General features: G+C 65.0%; 17 protein-coding genes and 1 pseudogene. 8 read left to right on the top strand and 10 right to left on the bottom strand.

Going from position 1 to position 15561, the window contains the following annotated elements; all coding sequences use genetic code 11:
- On the top strand, nt 1-776 hold a 776-nt coding region (locus tag AAGI46_08925; GenBank protein MEM1012331.1), incomplete at its 5' end, for a hypothetical protein.
- A gap of 20 nt (nt 777-796) precedes the next feature.
- Here AAGI46_08925 and AAGI46_08920 read toward each other — a convergent pair.
- From AAGI46_08920 to AAGI46_08880, 9 genes and pseudogenes are all read right to left on the bottom strand, one after another.
- Nucleotides 797-1594 (bottom strand): NAD(P)H-hydrate dehydratase, encoded by a 798-nt coding sequence (locus AAGI46_08920; protein ID MEM1012330.1) that lies wholly within the window; start codon nt 1592-1594, stop codon nt 797-799.
- An 84-nt stretch (nt 1595-1678) separates the two neighbouring features.
- Nucleotides 1679-2041: a ribonuclease P protein component gene (rnpA, locus tag AAGI46_08915; GenBank protein MEM1012329.1), complete on the bottom strand. Its 363-nt coding sequence runs from the start codon at nt 2039-2041 to the stop codon at nt 1679-1681.
- A gap of 437 nt (nt 2042-2478) precedes the next feature.
- Nucleotides 2479-3459: a thioredoxin-disulfide reductase gene (trxB, locus tag AAGI46_08910; protein MEM1012328.1), complete on the bottom strand. Its 981-nt coding sequence runs from the start codon at nt 3457-3459 to the stop codon at nt 2479-2481.
- 44 nt (nt 3460-3503) lie between these two features.
- Nucleotides 3504-3764: a type IIL restriction-modification enzyme MmeI gene (locus AAGI46_08905; GenBank protein ID MEM1012327.1), complete on the bottom strand. Its 261-nt coding sequence runs from the start codon at nt 3762-3764 to the stop codon at nt 3504-3506.
- 42 nt (nt 3765-3806) lie between these two features.
- A pseudogene (locus tag AAGI46_08900) lies at nt 3807-6287 on the bottom strand (DNA methyltransferase).
- Between the two features lie 53 nt (nt 6288-6340).
- Nucleotides 6341-8290 (bottom strand): hypothetical protein, encoded by a 1950-nt coding sequence (locus tag AAGI46_08895; protein ID MEM1012326.1) that lies wholly within the window; start codon nt 8288-8290, stop codon nt 6341-6343.
- Nucleotides 8291-8362: 72 nt separating this feature from the next.
- Nucleotides 8363-9106, bottom strand: a complete 744-nt coding sequence (locus AAGI46_08890; protein ID MEM1012325.1) for a prepilin-type N-terminal cleavage/methylation domain-containing protein — start codon at nt 9104-9106, stop codon at nt 8363-8365.
- A gap of 37 nt (nt 9107-9143) precedes the next feature.
- Nucleotides 9144-10088: a PEP-CTERM sorting domain-containing protein gene (locus tag AAGI46_08885; GenBank protein ID MEM1012324.1), complete on the bottom strand. Its 945-nt coding sequence runs from the start codon at nt 10086-10088 to the stop codon at nt 9144-9146.
- A gap of 104 nt (nt 10089-10192) precedes the next feature.
- Nucleotides 10193-11338: a LacI family DNA-binding transcriptional regulator gene (locus tag AAGI46_08880; protein MEM1012323.1), complete on the bottom strand. Its 1146-nt coding sequence runs from the start codon at nt 11336-11338 to the stop codon at nt 10193-10195.
- A gap of 125 nt (nt 11339-11463) precedes the next feature.
- Between AAGI46_08880 and AAGI46_08875 the strand changes: the two genes are divergently transcribed.
- Nucleotides 11464-12111, top strand: a complete 648-nt coding sequence (locus AAGI46_08875; protein MEM1012322.1) for a site-2 protease family protein — start codon at nt 11464-11466, stop codon at nt 12109-12111.
- Nucleotides 12112-12114: 3 nt separating this feature from the next.
- Here the strand turns inward: AAGI46_08875 and AAGI46_08870 are convergent, their stop codons facing one another.
- Nucleotides 12115-12339: a hypothetical protein gene (locus tag AAGI46_08870; GenBank protein MEM1012321.1), complete on the bottom strand. Its 225-nt coding sequence runs from the start codon at nt 12337-12339 to the stop codon at nt 12115-12117.
- A gap of 105 nt (nt 12340-12444) precedes the next feature.
- Here AAGI46_08870 and AAGI46_08865 point away from each other — a divergent pair, with 105 nt between their 5' ends.
- The 6 genes from AAGI46_08865 to AAGI46_08840 all read left to right on the top strand — a co-directional run.
- Nucleotides 12445-13107 (top strand): DUF2064 domain-containing protein, encoded by a 663-nt coding sequence (locus tag AAGI46_08865; protein ID MEM1012320.1) that lies wholly within the window; start codon nt 12445-12447, stop codon nt 13105-13107.
- A gap of 6 nt (nt 13108-13113) precedes the next feature.
- On the top strand, nt 13114-13620 hold the full coding sequence (locus AAGI46_08860) for a response regulator (GenBank protein ID MEM1012319.1): 507 nt from the start codon (nt 13114-13116) through the stop codon (nt 13618-13620).
- Nucleotides 13620-14207: a cyclodeaminase/cyclohydrolase family protein gene (locus tag AAGI46_08855; GenBank protein MEM1012318.1), complete on the top strand. Its 588-nt coding sequence runs from the start codon at nt 13620-13622 to the stop codon at nt 14205-14207. Before AAGI46_08860 ends, AAGI46_08855 begins: the two co-directional genes overlap by 1 nt.
- A gap of 29 nt (nt 14208-14236) precedes the next feature.
- Nucleotides 14237-14488, top strand: a complete 252-nt coding sequence (locus AAGI46_08850) for a hypothetical protein (GenBank protein ID MEM1012317.1) — start codon at nt 14237-14239, stop codon at nt 14486-14488.
- Nucleotides 14489-14510: 22 nt separating this feature from the next.
- A complete protein-coding gene (locus AAGI46_08845; protein MEM1012316.1) occupies nt 14511-14942 on the top strand; it encodes a hypothetical protein in 432 nt (143 codons plus the stop codon).
- A partial coding sequence (locus AAGI46_08840) for a hypothetical protein (protein ID MEM1012315.1) occupies nt 14939-15561 on the top strand: 623 nt, incomplete at its 3' end. The genes AAGI46_08845 and AAGI46_08840, both read left to right, overlap by 4 nt.

The raw sequence follows: 15561 nt of genomic DNA, 5'->3' as shown, positions 1-15561 counted from the left end.
GCCATCCGACGGGGCTCGCGTTCAACGAGTTTGCCCAGCTCTACGCCGCCAACCAGGGCATGGAGCGCCGCGGCACCCGGCCGGTACGCGACGATCCGGATGCCGTCCTTCGCCTGTTCAGCATCGAATCCGGCGAGCGGCCGACGTGGTACGGATGGCCGGACTACTCCGCGGACCTGCTGCCGGTGACGCAGGAGCGCTTCCAACCCGTTACGCCGCTACTGGCCCGCACCGGCTACGACGAGCTGAGCTTCCTCATCGACCACGACGCCAGCAACGACGGCGAGGGACTCGAAACGCCCAACCGCGATGCCTTGCTGACGGCGATCCTGCCGTCGCTGTCGGGCGCGTCGGGCATGTCGTTCATCCCGAGCGACGCGGGCGGTGCGCTGGCTGAAATCGCAGGTCGGCTCGTCGTTGCCCTACGCGGGGACAAGGCACCGTTTGCGACCGGTAACGCACCAATCAACCGCGTGCTGGGACGGCAGGTCGTGGTCGTTGACATCGATCGCAACACAGTCAACCCGCTCGTCTACAACACCACCGCCGGGCGAACGCCGACCAACAACGGCGCGGGTGGCGTCCTGACGCGGCCGAGCGATTTGGCGTTCGGGATGGGCGGGCTGTGGATCCTCGACTATGGCGAGTTCACCATGCGCGGCGGCCGCGAGCGTCGGGAGCCCGCATCCGGCAGGCTTCTACTACTGCGTCCGCTGAGCAAGCCGGTCGACGTCGAGCCTGCGACGCGTCCGGCAGTAGCTAGTTCGATTCGGTAAACGCTCAGCAGGCTTTCCAGCTACCGAAGCACTTCCGCCATCGCGTCCGCGATGTCACTCGCAAGAGCTCCATGACGGCCGAGTCGTCGCCCGACGAGCTCGCCGGCAAGGCCATGGCGATGGACGCCCAGCACCGCGGCATCGAAGGCTGGCATGCCTGCTGCGAGGAACGCCCCGATCACGCCCGCCAGCACGTCGCCCGTGCCTGCCTTGGCGAGCGTGGAGTCGCCGGTCGTGTTGCGGTAGAGCGTGGTCCCGTCGCACACGAGCGTTCGCGGCCCCTTGAGCACGAGGACTCGGCCGAAAGTCGACGCCGCGGCGAGCCGCTCGCGGCCCGCGTCATCATGCGGCACGCTCGCGCCGGTCAATCGAGCCATTTCGCCTGGATGGGGCGTCAGCACTGCCTGCTGCGGGAGCACCGGCATCGCATCGCGTGCGGCGAGCAGGTTCAACGCATCGGCGTCCAACACCGTCGGCAGATCCGAAGCGAGCACCTCGTCGAGCAACATGTCCGCCTCCGCGTCCGTTCCAAGCCCGGGGCCGACGACGATCGCCTGCGAGTCCGCGATGGCCGCTCTCAGGTCGTCGCGATCCACCCCGACCGCCTCAGGCAGAGTCGACAACCCCGCCGCCATCATCTTGCGTGGCAGGGCGACCCGCACGTACCCACAGCCGACGCGGTACGCCGCTCTTGCAGCCAGCATCGGCGCCCCGAGCGACGTCGCCGAGCCACCGACCACGAGCAGCTTGCCGTGAGTGCCCTTGTGCGCCTCTTCCGAACGGACCGGTGGCTCAGGCACATTGCTTACGTGAAGCATGGTCTCGTTCTAACGCGAAGACCCGAACTGGGGTAGCTGCGGGGTTACGGCCCGCAGTCCGGACTGCGAGCCGCAGGCTCGCAGCTACCCTCGACCATCGCCCACGTCGGTGACTTTCCGCGTTATCTCGACAAGCCTGCGTCGATAGTCCTCCAGCGACCACCGCTTGTGCCGGCGTGGGACCACCACGATGTCGACCGCTGGCAGCTGATGCCGTTCGTGCCGATACGCCTCACGCAGCAGCCGCTTGAGCCGGACCCGTTCATACGCCAACCCAACCCGCCGCGACACCGTCAGCCCCAGCCGCGGATGCCCAAGCTCGTTCGGCAACGCGTAGACCGTCAGCGGCCCGCGTCGGACGGAGATGCCCTCGTCAAACACACGCCGGAACGCAGTTGCACCCGCGAGACGGTGGCATCGTGGTAACGTGAGGCGGACGTCGTTCACAAGTCTCCTGAAGCGTGGGCGCGGGCTCACGCTACGAACTGAAAGGCAAAAGCACGCCGCATAAGACAACCAGCAGGGCGATCAACGTGCCAGCGATTGCCGCGCGGCACCAGAGGCCGTCGATCTCTCGTCGACGCATCGTTAAAAGCAAGCGGCTCCCGAACCAACCGGTCTCCGCAGCTAATGCCATCGTCCCGACTGCGAGAGCTAGAGCCAAACCTGTGTTCCAATCGCGCAGCAGCCGTGCACCCAGCGCGACCACCGGAAGTACAGCTCCGGTCATCGCGACGAACCGCAAGCGTCGCGCTCGCCGGTCGGCAGTCGACAAAACCCTCTTTGGAGATGGCGACGCGTACGCCAGCACCAGTCGCGGATGAGTCCCGTGAGGATGGACCGGTCTGGCGTTCCGCACTCAGACCTCCTCTTTCAGCAGTCTCTTACACCTCACCCTTCGACGCCAGGAAGTGCTCCGCATCCAGCGCCGCCTTGCAGCCCATGCCCGCCGCGGTGACGGCCTGCTTGTAGGTCGGGTCGGCAACGTCGCCGGCGGCGAAGACGCCTTCGACGCTGGTGAACGTGTGGAACGGGTCCGTCAGCTTGACAAACCCTTCTTCCATGTGGACCTGGTCGGCCAGGAACGCCGTGTTGGGACGGTGTCCGATCGCGACGAAGACGCCGACGCAGTCGATGGTCTGGACGTCGCCGACTTCGCTCTTTTCGACCTTAACGCCTGTCACGCCGTCAGCGTCCGTGCCGAGGACTTCCAGCGGCTTGGTGTGCCAGTGGACGGTGATTTTGTCGTTGTCGAAGACGCGCTGCTGCATGACCTTGCTTGCCCGCATCTCGCCGCGACGGACGAGCAGGTGGATGTGATCGGCAAACTTGGTCAGGTAGGTCGCCTCCTCCGCCGCCGTGTCACCGCCGCCGACGACCACGAGGCTCTTGCCACGGAACCGCGGAAGGGCACCGTCGCAGACCGCGCAGGCACTCACGCCCTTGTTGGCGAACTCGCGCTCTCCCGGGATGTCGAGGTACCTCGCGCTGGCACCGGTCGCGATGATGACGGTGCGGCTCTTCCACTCCTTGCCGTCGGAGCCCTTGAGCTTGAACGGCCGCTCCGAGAGGTCCAGCTCGGTGACGTCCTGCGTGACAATCCGCGTGCCGTACCGCACGGCCTGCTCGCGCATCTTGAGCATCAGGTCCGGCCCCTGAATGCCGTCGGGGAAGCCGGGGAAATTCTCGACCTCCGTCGTCCAGTTGAGCTGCCCCAGCGGCAACGTCCCGGCGAGGCGGTTCTCCTCGGTGATCGCCCCTTCATACTCCAGCGGCTTGAGCTCGGCCCGGGCGGCGTAGATGGCAGCCGTGAAGGCGGCAGGGCCGCTACCGATGATCGTGACGTTTTCGACCTCGTGTTCCACAGGTAGTTATACGTCCCGGATCGGGCCGCTGTGCGACGCGGGTGTCACGCCCGGGCCGTCAGGGGGTGGACGAGCTTTTCGTGGAGGGCGAAGAGGTGTTCGAAGCGGCGGCGTTCGTCGGGGAAGGGTTGGGGGCGGTAACAGCGGTCGACGGCCTTGTCGAGGGCGGCGTGGGCCTTGGCGAGGTCGGCTGGCATGGCCAGCGGGTCGTAGAGGTCGGCGAGGGTGGCGTCCGGGTGGTTGTCCCGCGCTGCCAACACAGACTCGGCCGCGGCTTCGACTACCGCATGGTGCTTCTTCGAGATGCCGTCGTCTCCCCCGACCTTGCCGCCCGCGGGCCGAGGGAAATTGTGGTAGACCGATGGAGCATAACTGATGTCTGATTTGAGTCGGCCACAGATTTGGTTGACCCACGCCATGTGCATCGCCGACATCAGAAGCCCAAAGAGATAGACCGATCCGCCGACGATCATCTGTAGCTTGTTGCTCGCGATGATGTCGGGGGAGAGGATCGCCATCGGGATGTAAAGCCGTCGTTCAGATGAAACTTCAGGCACCGCAATGAATTCGACGGCAGGCTGTCGATCCTGCGTGAAAAGCGCTGGTGTCCGTGCGTACTCCCGAACGCTGGCCGTCGGACTCTTCGCTCGTGATTCGCTTACCAAGCGCAATCGTTCCATGACTGCATCGCTAGCTCTAAGTTCTGACGGACTCACGTCTTTGAGCCACAGACACCAGCGATGGTCGCCATTGATCAAGTCTTTACCACCAACGTAAGGGCGCATCCAGTCCCTTGCTTGCGGTGCTTCCGCAAGGAAGGAATCGCGCTCTTCACTCGTGAAGATCAGATGACCACCGTCGGTCGGTTGGCTCCCCTTGGTCATCCGAAGCACGCCCTCGGGCACTGACGCTCTTGCCGGAAGCACGACGTTCGCGCCGTCGATCAGGTAGGGATTGATGTTCGATGCAGTCGTTGCTTGTGGTGGACCTTTCAACGTCGCGTAGTCGAAGATCACCTTCTGGCGATCAACGTTGCCGACACCAAATCCAATGATCACAACGTGGACATGCGCGCCACCTCTTGCTTCGCTCTCCCACGCGAACGTGCGATGGGCGAAGAAGATCGTCACGTCTTGATCGATCAGAAATCGGCCGAGCGTTGCTGCCTGCTCGCCTTGCGTGATGCTGTTCGTGGAAACGAATGCGGTAAGTGCTTTCGTTTCGCCGATGTAATCGATTGCTTTGGCGTACCACGCAGTGACGTAGTCGAGCCGTCGATACGCCCCTGCGTTGCCCCAGATTGTCCGCATGTCCTTCTGCTGCGGTTCGGTTCGCCACTGGTGCCCCACGAACGGCGGGTTGCCGAGGATTTAGCTGCACTGCTTGGCCGGCAGGACGTCGTTCCAGTCGAGTTGCAGCGCGTTGCCGTGCCGAATGGTCGGCGAGGTCTTCAGCGGGATCGTCGGAGAGGCGCTGCCGAACCGCTTGAACATCTCGTTGTTCATCTGGTGGTCCATCAACCACATGCCGACCTCGGCGATGAGGGCAGGCCACTCTTCGATCTCGATGCCGTAGAACTGGTCGACGCTTAGTCGAGTGTTGATCAACATCTGATCGGTTGCCTCGACTTCACCAGTCATTCTCGATAGTGCATCGAGTTCCAATCGCCGGAGTTCGCGATAGCTGAGAATGAGAAAATTGCCCGTGCCGCATGCTGGGTCGAGGAATTTCAACGTGCAAAGCTTCTTGATGAACCTTTCATACTCCTTCGTGCCATGACAGTTATCGAGTTCGGCACGCAGCTTGTCGAGGAAGAGGCTGCGAACGAGCTTGAGGATGTCGCGTTCGCTGGTGTAGTGCGCCCCGATCTGCCGTCGGTCGCGCGGGGCCATGATCTCCTGAAAGAGCGAGCCGAAGATGACCGGGCTGATCTTCTCCCACTTGAACCGGCAGCATTCCAGCAGGGCCGTCCGGATCGGGGCGGTGAAGCTGGCGAAGTCGAGGCGCTCCTTGAACAGGTCGCCGTTGACGTAGGGAAACTCAGCGAAGTGGTCGGCGAGGCTCGCCTGGCGGTCGGCGTGCGGCTTGTTCAGGACCCCGAAGAGCTGGGCGAGCTGCGAGCCGACGTCACTTCCGTCGGCCGAGGTCTGGTGCTTGGCGAAGTTCTCGAACTGGAACGGCTCGAAGATGCCGGTGTCCTCGGCGAAGAGGCAAAAGAGCACGCGGACCATGAAGCGTTCGAGGTCATGGCCGCTGTAACCGCCGTCTTCGAGGCGGTCGTGGAGGTTGGCCAGCAGATTCGCGGCGTCGAGGTTGGCCGGGTCTTCGGGGTCGACGCGCTGCGGGTCGTAGCCGGCGATGAAGGCGAAACGGCGAACGTGTTCGTGGAAGTCTTCGAGCGCAAACTCGGCCGTCGCGTCGGCATCGACATCGAAGAGGTCGCTCGGGTTCTCCGGGTCTAGGTCGAAAACCCGGATGCGGGCGAAGTCGGTGACGATGACGTACCGCGGCACCTCGTCGTCACGGCCTTCGTTGACCAGCGACTGGATGTAGCCGGCCGCCTGCGTGTAGGCCTTGTCGAGGTCGCTGCCCCGCGACTTGCTCTCGCCGAGGAGTCGGCCCTTCCAGAAGATGTCGATGCGGTCGAACGAGCCGCCGAGGTTCTTCACCGGTTCTTCGAACGCGGCCACGGCACGCCGCGACTTGCCGAAGACGTGGAAGAACTCGTTCCAGAAGGTCTGCGAATCGGCGTTCTCACGCGCGGCGTCGCGCCACTGCCGGCTGAACGTGATGGCCCGTTGACGAATCTCGTTCCAGCTCAGCGGCATCGGAGGCCGATTCTGCCGTCGCGACGCCCGCTAATCTAGGCGAGGCCGGGATGTCAGAAACCGAACTTCGCATGTTGGGCTGAGAGGTCGACCTCGCCGAGCGATTCGGTAGACGCGGCATCGGTCACGAAGTGGACCGAAAAGCCCGGCAGCTCCAGAATCATGTCGGATGTCAGCTCCGCCACAGTCCCGCCGGTGGCGGTGATGGCGAGGTGCCGCAGATCGCTCACGCCCAGTAGATCGCCGGTCGCCGCATCGACGCGGATCGTGCCGTCGGTGGTGTTCGCCAGCATCAGCGTGCGACGCCCATCGGCACGAACGATCGGCACGACGACCAGGCCTGGGTTCGCCTCGTCGTCGGCGGGCCGTGTGGTGGGCGGCGTGAAGTCGTCGCTGAAGCCGAAGGCCGCAACATCGCCGTGGGCGTAGCGGTTGGCCCAGAGGTAGAGCTGCCCGGTGGCTCGCATGCGTGCGTCGCCGTCGACCAGGCCGTAGGCGTCGCCCATGGCGTGCCAGACGGTGGCACCCGTGACGCCTTGCCGCGCCATCTCGGCGACGGTTTTGGCAAGGAACGCCGCTCCGACGCTGTTGGCATGTCGCCGCTCGTACGGCCGCCAGGTCCATTGGACGTTGAACTCCGTCAAATACGACTCCGCCTCGCCGAAGCCGGCCTCGTCCAACTCGGCGTGGACTTCGCCCGCGTGGTCAGCGATGGCGACGGCGCGCTCCATGACCGCGTCGTTCGGCGTGGTCGGCTTGCCGATCGCGTATCCGTGCCACGAGACGAAATCGAGGTCGTCGGCGACGGTCTCGATCAGGCCATCGATCCAAACCGGCTTCGGCCACGTGAGCGCTGGCCCGCCGACCTGCGTTCCCGGCGAGGCCGAACGCGTCTCTTCTGCGAGCAGGTCGAGGAAGGCCCAGAGTTCGTCGAGCTTGCCGAGCTTTTCGTAGGTGTTGTCCCACTCGTTGGTCAGCTCCCAATGCGTGACCGGAAGGCCCAGATCGTCTGTCAGGACGGAAATGAGCTGGCGATGGCTGGCAAGTGCGGCGTCGTAGTGCTCCGGGTCGAGGTGCTTGCCGTTCTCCGGCTCACCTCGCAGTGCAGCGGGAATGTCGTACGGCATGCACATCATCAGCTTCACGTCGCCCGAAGCGAGCCAATCGCGGTGCGGCGCGAAGCAACGCTCGATCGCCTCGACGTTCCAGTCCTCGGCCTCGGCGTCCCACCACTGCTCGGTCATCTCGGCTGAGTGCACGCGGACCAGCGACGGCGAGAGCCGGGTCAGCCACTCCGCGTAGCCGGGCGAGTTCGACTGGTCCGGCTTGACGATCTTGAACAGCGAGACGCCCCACATGTCCTGCGGCATCGTGTGCGTGACGGTCTGCCAGTCGATCGAGAGCGGGACGACGACTATCGGCTTGGCCTCGTCCGGGAAGGCAGGTGGCAGGGCGTCTCCACCGCCGGCTGCCTCGCCCGTGATGCCGACGTCGCCCGCGTCCTGGGGCGTGTCGATGCCGGTCTCTTCGACGTCGACGGCGATGCAATCGACGACGGTCGTGCCGTCGAACTCGCCGCGGATGATGCGGACGCGTTCGCCGAGCTGGCTGGCGTCGTAAGTGCCGATCTTGTGCCAAGCGAAGCCGTCCGGCTTCGCCCAGCTCCAGTCGCGGTCGGTCTGTTTGCCGTCGTCGATGGTCTTCAGCTGGACCGGCCCGCCCTTGTAGCGGACCCAGACGGTGACGCGACCGGCGAGGTCGGCATAGGCATCGGTCTCAAGGATCGGCTCCCACGTCTTGTCCGACGCGACGGCCTTACCACCGGAGGCGGCGTCGTCTTCGACGATCTCGCTGGTCGACTTCGGCTTGTCCGCCTCGGCCTCGACGAGGTCGGCGACGCCGTCGGGCAGGTCGATTTCTGCTGCATGTGCAGACGCTGCGAGAATGGCCAGGCAACCGGCAATGCAGAGCCCGAGCCAGTGGCTTTTGTGAGATGCAGTCATTGGTTCGTTGCAAAAAAGAGCAGCCGAGACAAAGCGGCTGCCGGGAGAGAGAAACACGATCAGAGACTGAGGTTAAAGGCGACGTGCTTGAGACCGCTTGTAGCCGGCGTCCCAGACACGGAAGAAGGTCGTGTCGTTCGTGTCCCACCAGTTTTGGTAGGTCCAGACGTCGCCTTCGTCGTTGGCTTCGGCACCGGTGATTTGCTCTGCATGGCCGTCGAAAAACGCCATGTTGATGTTCCCGTCGTGGCGGTTAAACGGGAACATGCCGATCCAGTTGCCTTCGTTTTCGAAGTTGAACAACCCGTTGTGACGCTGCCCTTCGCCGCTGTCGGAAACGGCATGCGTTTCGACCGGGTCCTGGATGCTTGTGAGCTTTCGATGCGCCGCCGTGCGATCGTGCCCTGCGTTGAACATGTAGCTCAGCTGGACGTCGAACTCGCGCTCGTTGTTGGGCATGCTCCAGTTGAAGTCACCGGTTCGGTCCAGGGGATTCTGATCGACGGGACACAGCAGCACCGAGCCGCCTGTCGTGTACTTGCCAAGGGCGGCCTTGGCGTACCACTTCGGATCGCCAAAGCTCGCGGTGCCGAAGCCGCTGGGAAGCCACTGGCCCTCATCGTTCCCGTATTGCACGAGCCCGGTGCCAATCTGGCGAAGGTTGCTCAGACATACAACGCTCGCAGCCTGCGCACGCGCTCGGCTGAGTGTGGGCAGCAGGATCGAGATCAGCAGCGCGATGATGCCGATGACGACCAAGAGCTCCACGAGCGTGAAGCCGTGGCGATTCGCGTGGGTTCGGATCGTGTGAGACATGGGGTTCCTCCAGTGCGTCTGTCTGTTCGTCGGTCAATCAGTGACGTCGGCGAAGCCCGACGAGGCCGAGCAGGCCGATTGCGGCGACGGACGTCGGCTCGGGAATCGGGGCGGCGACGACGTCGCTCAGCTGGCTGCCGATGCGAATCTCGTCGAACGTGACGGCCGCGTCTTGCACGAAGAAGCGGAACAGGTCGCCCGAGTCGAGCGACTCGGTGCCAAAGTTGCCAATCGTCGAGGCCTCGACCGTCTTGACTTGGTTGTTGGCATCGAGGCTCGCGATGGAGAGCCCGGCAGCGAAGACAGCTTCGTAGTCGCTTTCGTCGAGGAGCCAAAGCGTCGCGGTGAGAGGGTCGCCGGTCATGCTGAAGTTGCCGACGCCGACCGGCTCCCAGGCGTAAATCGCGAGAAGCGTTGTGTCCTGCGGCATGGTGTAGGTCGACCGGCCGTCACCGCCGTCGTTGCCGAGTTTGCCGAAGGCAACGTCAACGCCCTCCGGCCCGCCGAAGCCGTTGCTGCCGCTGATCTGGCCGTTGAACTTGCTATCGATGACGGGCTCTTCGATCAGCTCGTCGGTCACGCTGTGCCCGAAGAACGTGTCCTGCCCGTTGCCGAAGGGCAGGCCCTCGTCGCGCGTCTGGCGGACGAGGTAGCTCAGAAACAACGTCCCGCTGCCCCCGACGTCCGCATTTACTGCACGTCCCACGAAGCCGCGATCGTCGTTAGTGATCGTGCCCTGATCGATCTGCAGCGCATTGCCGGACGTCGGATACGTTCCGAGTGTCAGACCGCTGACGATGGTCGACGTCGAGGTGGCGTTGGCGTTGGTCTGCCAAGCGGCCGACCAGCCGGACCCGCCAGCTTGGGCGGCGATCGACGCGCCCGAGGCGTAGTCGAAGCTTTCGCTCACCAGCGGCGCGGCCGAGGCCGTGGCGGTCGTGAGGGCGGAAAGGGTGACGACGTGTGTGAGATGCAGCTTCATGAGTTCCTCCGATGGATGTGAGATGCAGAGATTCGAATCGCTCCGAGCCTTCAGGGCGTCAAGAGCCGGTCGTGCACGATCCTCAACGTGACGACCTCGAGGGATCAGCGTGGCGGGGCGGCCGTCGAGGCGCGGGGGCGGAGTGTCGGGGTGATCGCGACGTGGCCAGGCTTGGTGTCTGGGTTGTCGATGCGGGCAAGCAGCCGCTCCACCATCGCGGCGACCTGGCGATCGACGTGGCTGTCGACGGACGTGAGTGCGGGAACGAGGTGTGGTGCCTCTGGCAGATCGTCGAAGCCGACGACGCTGAGATCGTCCGGAACGCGGATGCCGCGACGGTGGAACACGCCCAGCGCCGCCATCGCGGCAGCGTCGTTCAGGCAAAGCACCGCCGTCGGCCGATCGTCGGGTTCGCTGGCGAGCCACTGGTCGCAGAACGCCATCGTCGCTTCCGCGTAGGCGTCGAGCGAGCCGGTGTCGGGTTGCCAGGCGATCCACTGCGTTCCGGCGAACACGCCGCGTTGACGCAGCAATTCGATGGCGGCGAAGTGATCGTCGCGCGTCGGCTCGGTTCGACTCGGCGGGGCACACAGGAAGCCGATCCGCTCGTGGCCGAGCCCCTGAAGGTGATCGATGGCGAGCGCGGCCGAACCGTCCCGGTCCACGGCCACGGTGTCGAACTCGACGCCTGACTCAACCGATCCGCCAAAAAGCACCGTCGGCAAACGCCCGCCTGTGAGCGGAACGTGCGTCGACAAATCCAGCTGTTCATAAACCGGCCCGACGAACAACCCCTCAACGTCGTCGGCGACCATGCGGGCGATCAATTCCGCGTCACGCTGAGTGCTCTGCTGCGGACTGGCATCGTGGGACGAGTCGCGGACGGCCAGCTGAAGCCGCATGCCGCGCCGGGCAACCTCCAGCTCGACGGCGTTGGCAAACCGGGCGAAGTACGGATTCGAAAAGTCGCACAGCAAGACCAACCCGATCAGATTGCTGCGGCCGCGTGCGAGCGACTGAGCCTTGGCCAGCGGTGCGTACCCGAGCGATTGCACGGCCCTCGCGACGCGCTCGCGTGTTTCGTCCGCATACAGACCAGCCGCGGCGTCTCCTCGGTTGAGCACGTCGCTCACCGTGGTTCGGCTGACGCCCGCCTCGCGAGCGACGTCGACGAGCGTGACCCGCGCAGGCCGACCCTTGGCCGTGGATCGGCGTGTCGTGGAGCGTGTTGGCGTGGGGACCGAAGCCATGCGTTTCGGTTCACAGTCTGATTCGGACCGGTCCGAAAGTCAAGCCAAACTTGGATCGATGCCAGGATTGATGCCGCCGCAGAGGCCTCTGGCATGCCGCTGCAGGCCTCCGCTACGCTCCGACCGTGGACGGATCGTTTATCCAGCTGCTGTTCAGCAACCCGCCGTACTACGCGGCTGCAGTGATGACGATCATCCTGTCAATCACGCTCCACGAACTCGCACACGGCTACGCCGCGATCAAGCTGGGCGATCAGACCCCGGAATGGACCGGGCACATGACCTGGAACCCGTGGGTCCACATGGGGCCGTTCAGCATCGTCGCGTGCTTTCTTGTCGGCCTGGCCTGGGGACAGATGCCAGTCGACTCCACGCGACTCAAGGGCCGCCACGCCGAGGCGATCGTCGCGGCGGCGGGTCCGGCGACGAATTTGGTGCTCGCGTTCCTGGCGTTGACAGCACTCGGGCTCTGGCAGCGACTCGGCGGGCCGTTGGACATGGACAACCATCGCGTCGCCAACGGCACGATGGTGCTGTTCGTCTTCGGCTCGTTCAACCTGCTGTTGTGCGTGTTCAACCTGCTGCCGGTTCCGCCGCTGGATGGATCACGCATCGTCGCGACGTACAACCGCGGCTACGCAGACTTTGTCTTTAACCCCGCTAATCAGGGCGTGGGCATCATGCTGTTCGTGCTCGCGTTCATCTTGCTGCGGACCTTCGGCGGCCAGCTGTTCGTTGCGGCAGGGCAGTACGTCGCGCTCATCGCCGGCTGAGACTCACGCCTCGTCCAGATCGACGAGCTTGCGAAGCAAATTGCGCTCGTTGAGCACGTTCCGCACGTCGTGGACGACCTTGTTCAAGTCCTCGCAGCCTATCGCGTCGGCGATGCGCTGGAGCTTCTCGCGGTACGCGTCGCGCTGCTGCCGAAGCGACTCGACGTCCTCGCTGAGAGGGACAGGGCTTCCGGTGCCCGCGGTGGATGAGGAGGAGCTGAGCGTCATCATCGAGTGGCGGCCGATGGAACTCCGGGCCGCAGGTTGTTGGAAAGTCACGCAAGGAGCCGGAGCCGTCAACGCCTGATTTCTCGGGCGGCTAGCTTTGAAATCGTGGTCGGCGTCGTCATGGGCAAACTTCCAAGGCCGGGCGCGACCAAGACGCGGCTCTGCCCGCCGTTGTCACCGGAACAGGCCGCACAGGTCCACGCAATGTGCCTTGGGCAGACGCTCAGCTGGTTGGCAGGCGACGATCGGTGGGATCGTGTCGTCTGGTCCTTCGCTGGCGGATCGCCGGATGAGGCGGCCGAGTTTCGCGAATGCGTTGTCAATGCCGGGCGTGTCGAACTGCACGAACAGGGCGGCGGCGACCTCGGTCGGCGGTTGGCGGACGTCGCCGACACACTCGGCCGGCCGTCGATCGCCTTCTTCGGTGCCGACACGCCGCACCTGCGGCCGGATCGTCGCGACGCGGTCGCCGTGGCGTGTCGACGCAACCAGCCCGCCATCGGCCCGTGTGACGACGGCGGGTTCTGGACGCTCGTCACGCCTGCCGGTCTTGACTTGCACGAGCCGCTGTTGGACATCGACTGGAGCAGCGGTCGCGAGTGCGGTCAGGTCCAGGATCGCTTCGCACAAGACCGTCATCCGCTGGCCCTGTTACCGGACTTCTGGGACGTGGATCGCCCTGACGATCTTGCTAGACTCGCGGCAGCTGATGCTGCGTGGTTTCGCACGATTCCGGACGTGCTGGCGGTGATCGGCGAGTCGACCTGAGGTCCTATGACGATGTCCCCTGCTGCCAGTCCTTCTGCTGATCGCGCAACGGACGGGCACGAGTCGTTCCTGCCCGAGTCGACGGTCCTCATCGTCGACGACAACGAACAGAACGTCGAACTCCTCCAGGCCTACCTCGAGGCTCTTCCCGTCACGGTGGCCGTCGCTCGGGACGGCGTCGAGGCGTTGGAGCAGGTGCGTGCCGTCGAGCCGGACTTGATTCTGCTGGACATCATGATGCCTCGGATGAGCGGCTTTCAGGTCTGCCGCGAGGTCAAGAGCGACCCGGCCACGCAGGACATCCAAATCCTCACGGTCACCGCGCTCAACGAGCTGGGCGACGTCGAACGCGCCGCCGAGTGTGGCACCGACGACTTCGTCAGCAAGCCCGTCAACAAGTTCGAGCTGCTAACCCGCGTCCGGAGCCTCCTGCGCGTCCGCCACCTCAAGGGCGAACTGGAGCGTGCGATGCGATACGCCGCCGAGGTCGAAGACACTGTCGCTGACGTCTGATGGCCGATCAACCTGCCGACTTGTCGCTGTCGGTCGAGGCGTGGCTCGATCGCCTGGCCGTCAACTCGCCCACGCCCGGCGGCGGGAGTGTTGCGGCGCTCGCCGGTGCCCTCGGATCAGCCGTCGGGCTGATGGCGCTTCGCTACAGCCAGGGCCGCCGTGCCAACAGCGACGACGACGAGGCCGCGATCGGTGAGGCGATCGAGCGATTCGACAAGCTCGCCGACGTCCTTCGCCAGCTCGTTGTCGAGGACCAGATCGCCTATGCCAGCTGGCGCGCCGCCAAAGACGACAAGGACGACGCAGCCCTCGCCGAGGCGGCCGTCGCGTGCTTGGCCGTGCCTGCTGCAGTGATGGCGGCCGGCGTGTCGCTGCTTGTCGAGGCCGTCGCGATTGAGCCCAAGTGCAACCCGTGGCTCCGGAGCGATCTGCTCGTTGCAGGCGAACTCGCAACGGCCACCGTGCGCTGCGCCCGGCACAATGTCCTGGCCAACGCCGGCGATGACGAGGCCCGCCTTGGTGACGTCGCCGAGGCCGATCGCCTGCTCGAACGGGCGATCGACCTGGTCCGTCAGCTCACCCAGTGACCCGCCGTCTGCCGATGCAGCAGGTGAGGATGCCGCTCGATCCCGACGATGTGCGTGTGGAGTTGTCGCATGACGATGCGACGTCGCGCGCGTCGTCCAAACCGTCGATGGTCGGCCGGCCTTGGCTGAGCGTGATGTTCGACTGCTGCCGGGTCTACCAGCGTGTCTACCGCAATGCCGCGGGCGATCGGTACACCGGCCGCTGTCCCAAGTGCGGCCGCAGCGTCGGCTTTCGCGTCGGTCATGGCGGCGTGACGGCGCGCAGCTTTCGTGCCAGCTGAAGCCCGCCCGTACCATGCCGGCGTGCGTGCGACGCTTGTCCGAACCTGGCCCAACCTTCGTCCTCAGCGGACGTGCCACCGCACCGGCGAGCCGATTTCGCCCGGTGCGACCTATGTCGCCGCCCTGATCGAAGATGACGACGGCCAGCTCGCGCGTCGCAGCTTCTGCCACGACGCCTGGACCGACGACGACGCCACCGCGTCCGTTGCGTTCTGGTCGGCGACCATGCCACAGTCCGGCAAGTCGGCAGAACAAGCCGAAGAGGCGGCATCGGCCGAGGCGATGCTCCGCGCCAACCCGACTACCGACGACGGCCAACGTCTGCGATACCTCGCGATGCTCACGCTGCTCCGCCGACGTCGCGTGCGGCTCCTTCAGCACGAAGGTCGTTCGTGGCGTGTCCAACTCGACGGCGAGCCACACGACGTGACCGAACCGTCGGAGGCCGCGTGATGGTCCGCCTGGCGGCGATCGGTCTGGTCTTGCTTGCCGGTTGCGTGACGGGCAGCTCCGACGGACCAGGCACCTTGGTCGAGCCACGTCAGCCGCTGCCGCTGGACGTGCTGGTCGAACGGATCAACGACAACAACGCCCAGCTGCCGACGCTCTGGTCCAAGGGCTACTTCGAGGTGCTGATCAAGGAGTCGCCCGAAGACTCGGGACGCTTCTTCAACGGCGAGATCAACGTCCAGCACATGAAGCCCGACCGCCTGCGCGTCAAGGCGGAAAAGAACGCGTTCGGCGACGTCTTCGACCTCGGCACCGATGGCCAGCAGCTGTTCCTGCGGTTCCCGATCGACAACGTCGCCTACATCGGCACCGCCGACCGGCTCGATCCACGCAAGATCGCCGGCCTGCCGATTCGGCCAGACCTCATCCTCCAGGTGCTGGCGATCAACCTGCTGCCGACGGACCTGACACAGTTCCCCGCGCCAACGCTCCGCTACGACCCGGAGTCGGACCTGCATCGCGTCGCCTTCGTCGAACTCGCCCGCTTCGGCCCGCGTCGGCTCGTCGTGACCAAAGAGGTCTGGTACAGCGTGCCCGAAGGCGACGACGTCACCCCGCTTGC

The sequence above is a fragment of the Planctomycetota bacterium genome, from assembly GCA_038746835.1.
Lineage (GTDB): Bacteria > Planctomycetota > Phycisphaerae > Tepidisphaerales > Tepidisphaeraceae > JBCDKH01.
Note: the sequence above shows the minus strand (reverse complement) of the source record. Positions and strands in the feature narration are given on the sequence as shown.

Coding starts and splice junctions, on each gene's coding strand:
- AAGI46_08920 (MEM1012330.1), bottom strand. CDS start 1,594: ATGCTTCACGTAAGCAATGTGCCTGAGCCACCGGTCCGTTCGGAAGAG.
- AAGI46_08885 (MEM1012324.1), bottom strand. CDS start 10,088: ATGAAGCTGCATCTCACACACGTCGTCACCCTTTCCGCCCTCACGACC.
- AAGI46_08870 (MEM1012321.1), bottom strand. CDS start 12,339: ATGACGCTCAGCTCCTCCTCATCCACCGCGGGCACCGGAAGCCCTGTC.
- AAGI46_08850 (MEM1012317.1), top strand. CDS start 14,237: ATGCCGCTCGATCCCGACGATGTGCGTGTGGAGTTGTCGCATGACGAT.
- AAGI46_08895 (MEM1012326.1), bottom strand. CDS start 8,290: ATGACTGCATCTCACAAAAGCCACTGGCTCGGGCTCTGCATTGCCGGT.
- AAGI46_08880 (MEM1012323.1), bottom strand. CDS start 11,338: ATGGCTTCGGTCCCCACGCCAACACGCTCCACGACACGCCGATCCACG.
- AAGI46_08855 (MEM1012318.1), top strand. CDS start 13,620: ATGGCCGATCAACCTGCCGACTTGTCGCTGTCGGTCGAGGCGTGGCTC.
- AAGI46_08890 (MEM1012325.1), bottom strand. CDS start 9,106: ATGTCTCACACGATCCGAACCCACGCGAATCGCCACGGCTTCACGCTC.
- AAGI46_08860 (MEM1012319.1), top strand. CDS start 13,114: ATGACGATGTCCCCTGCTGCCAGTCCTTCTGCTGATCGCGCAACGGAC.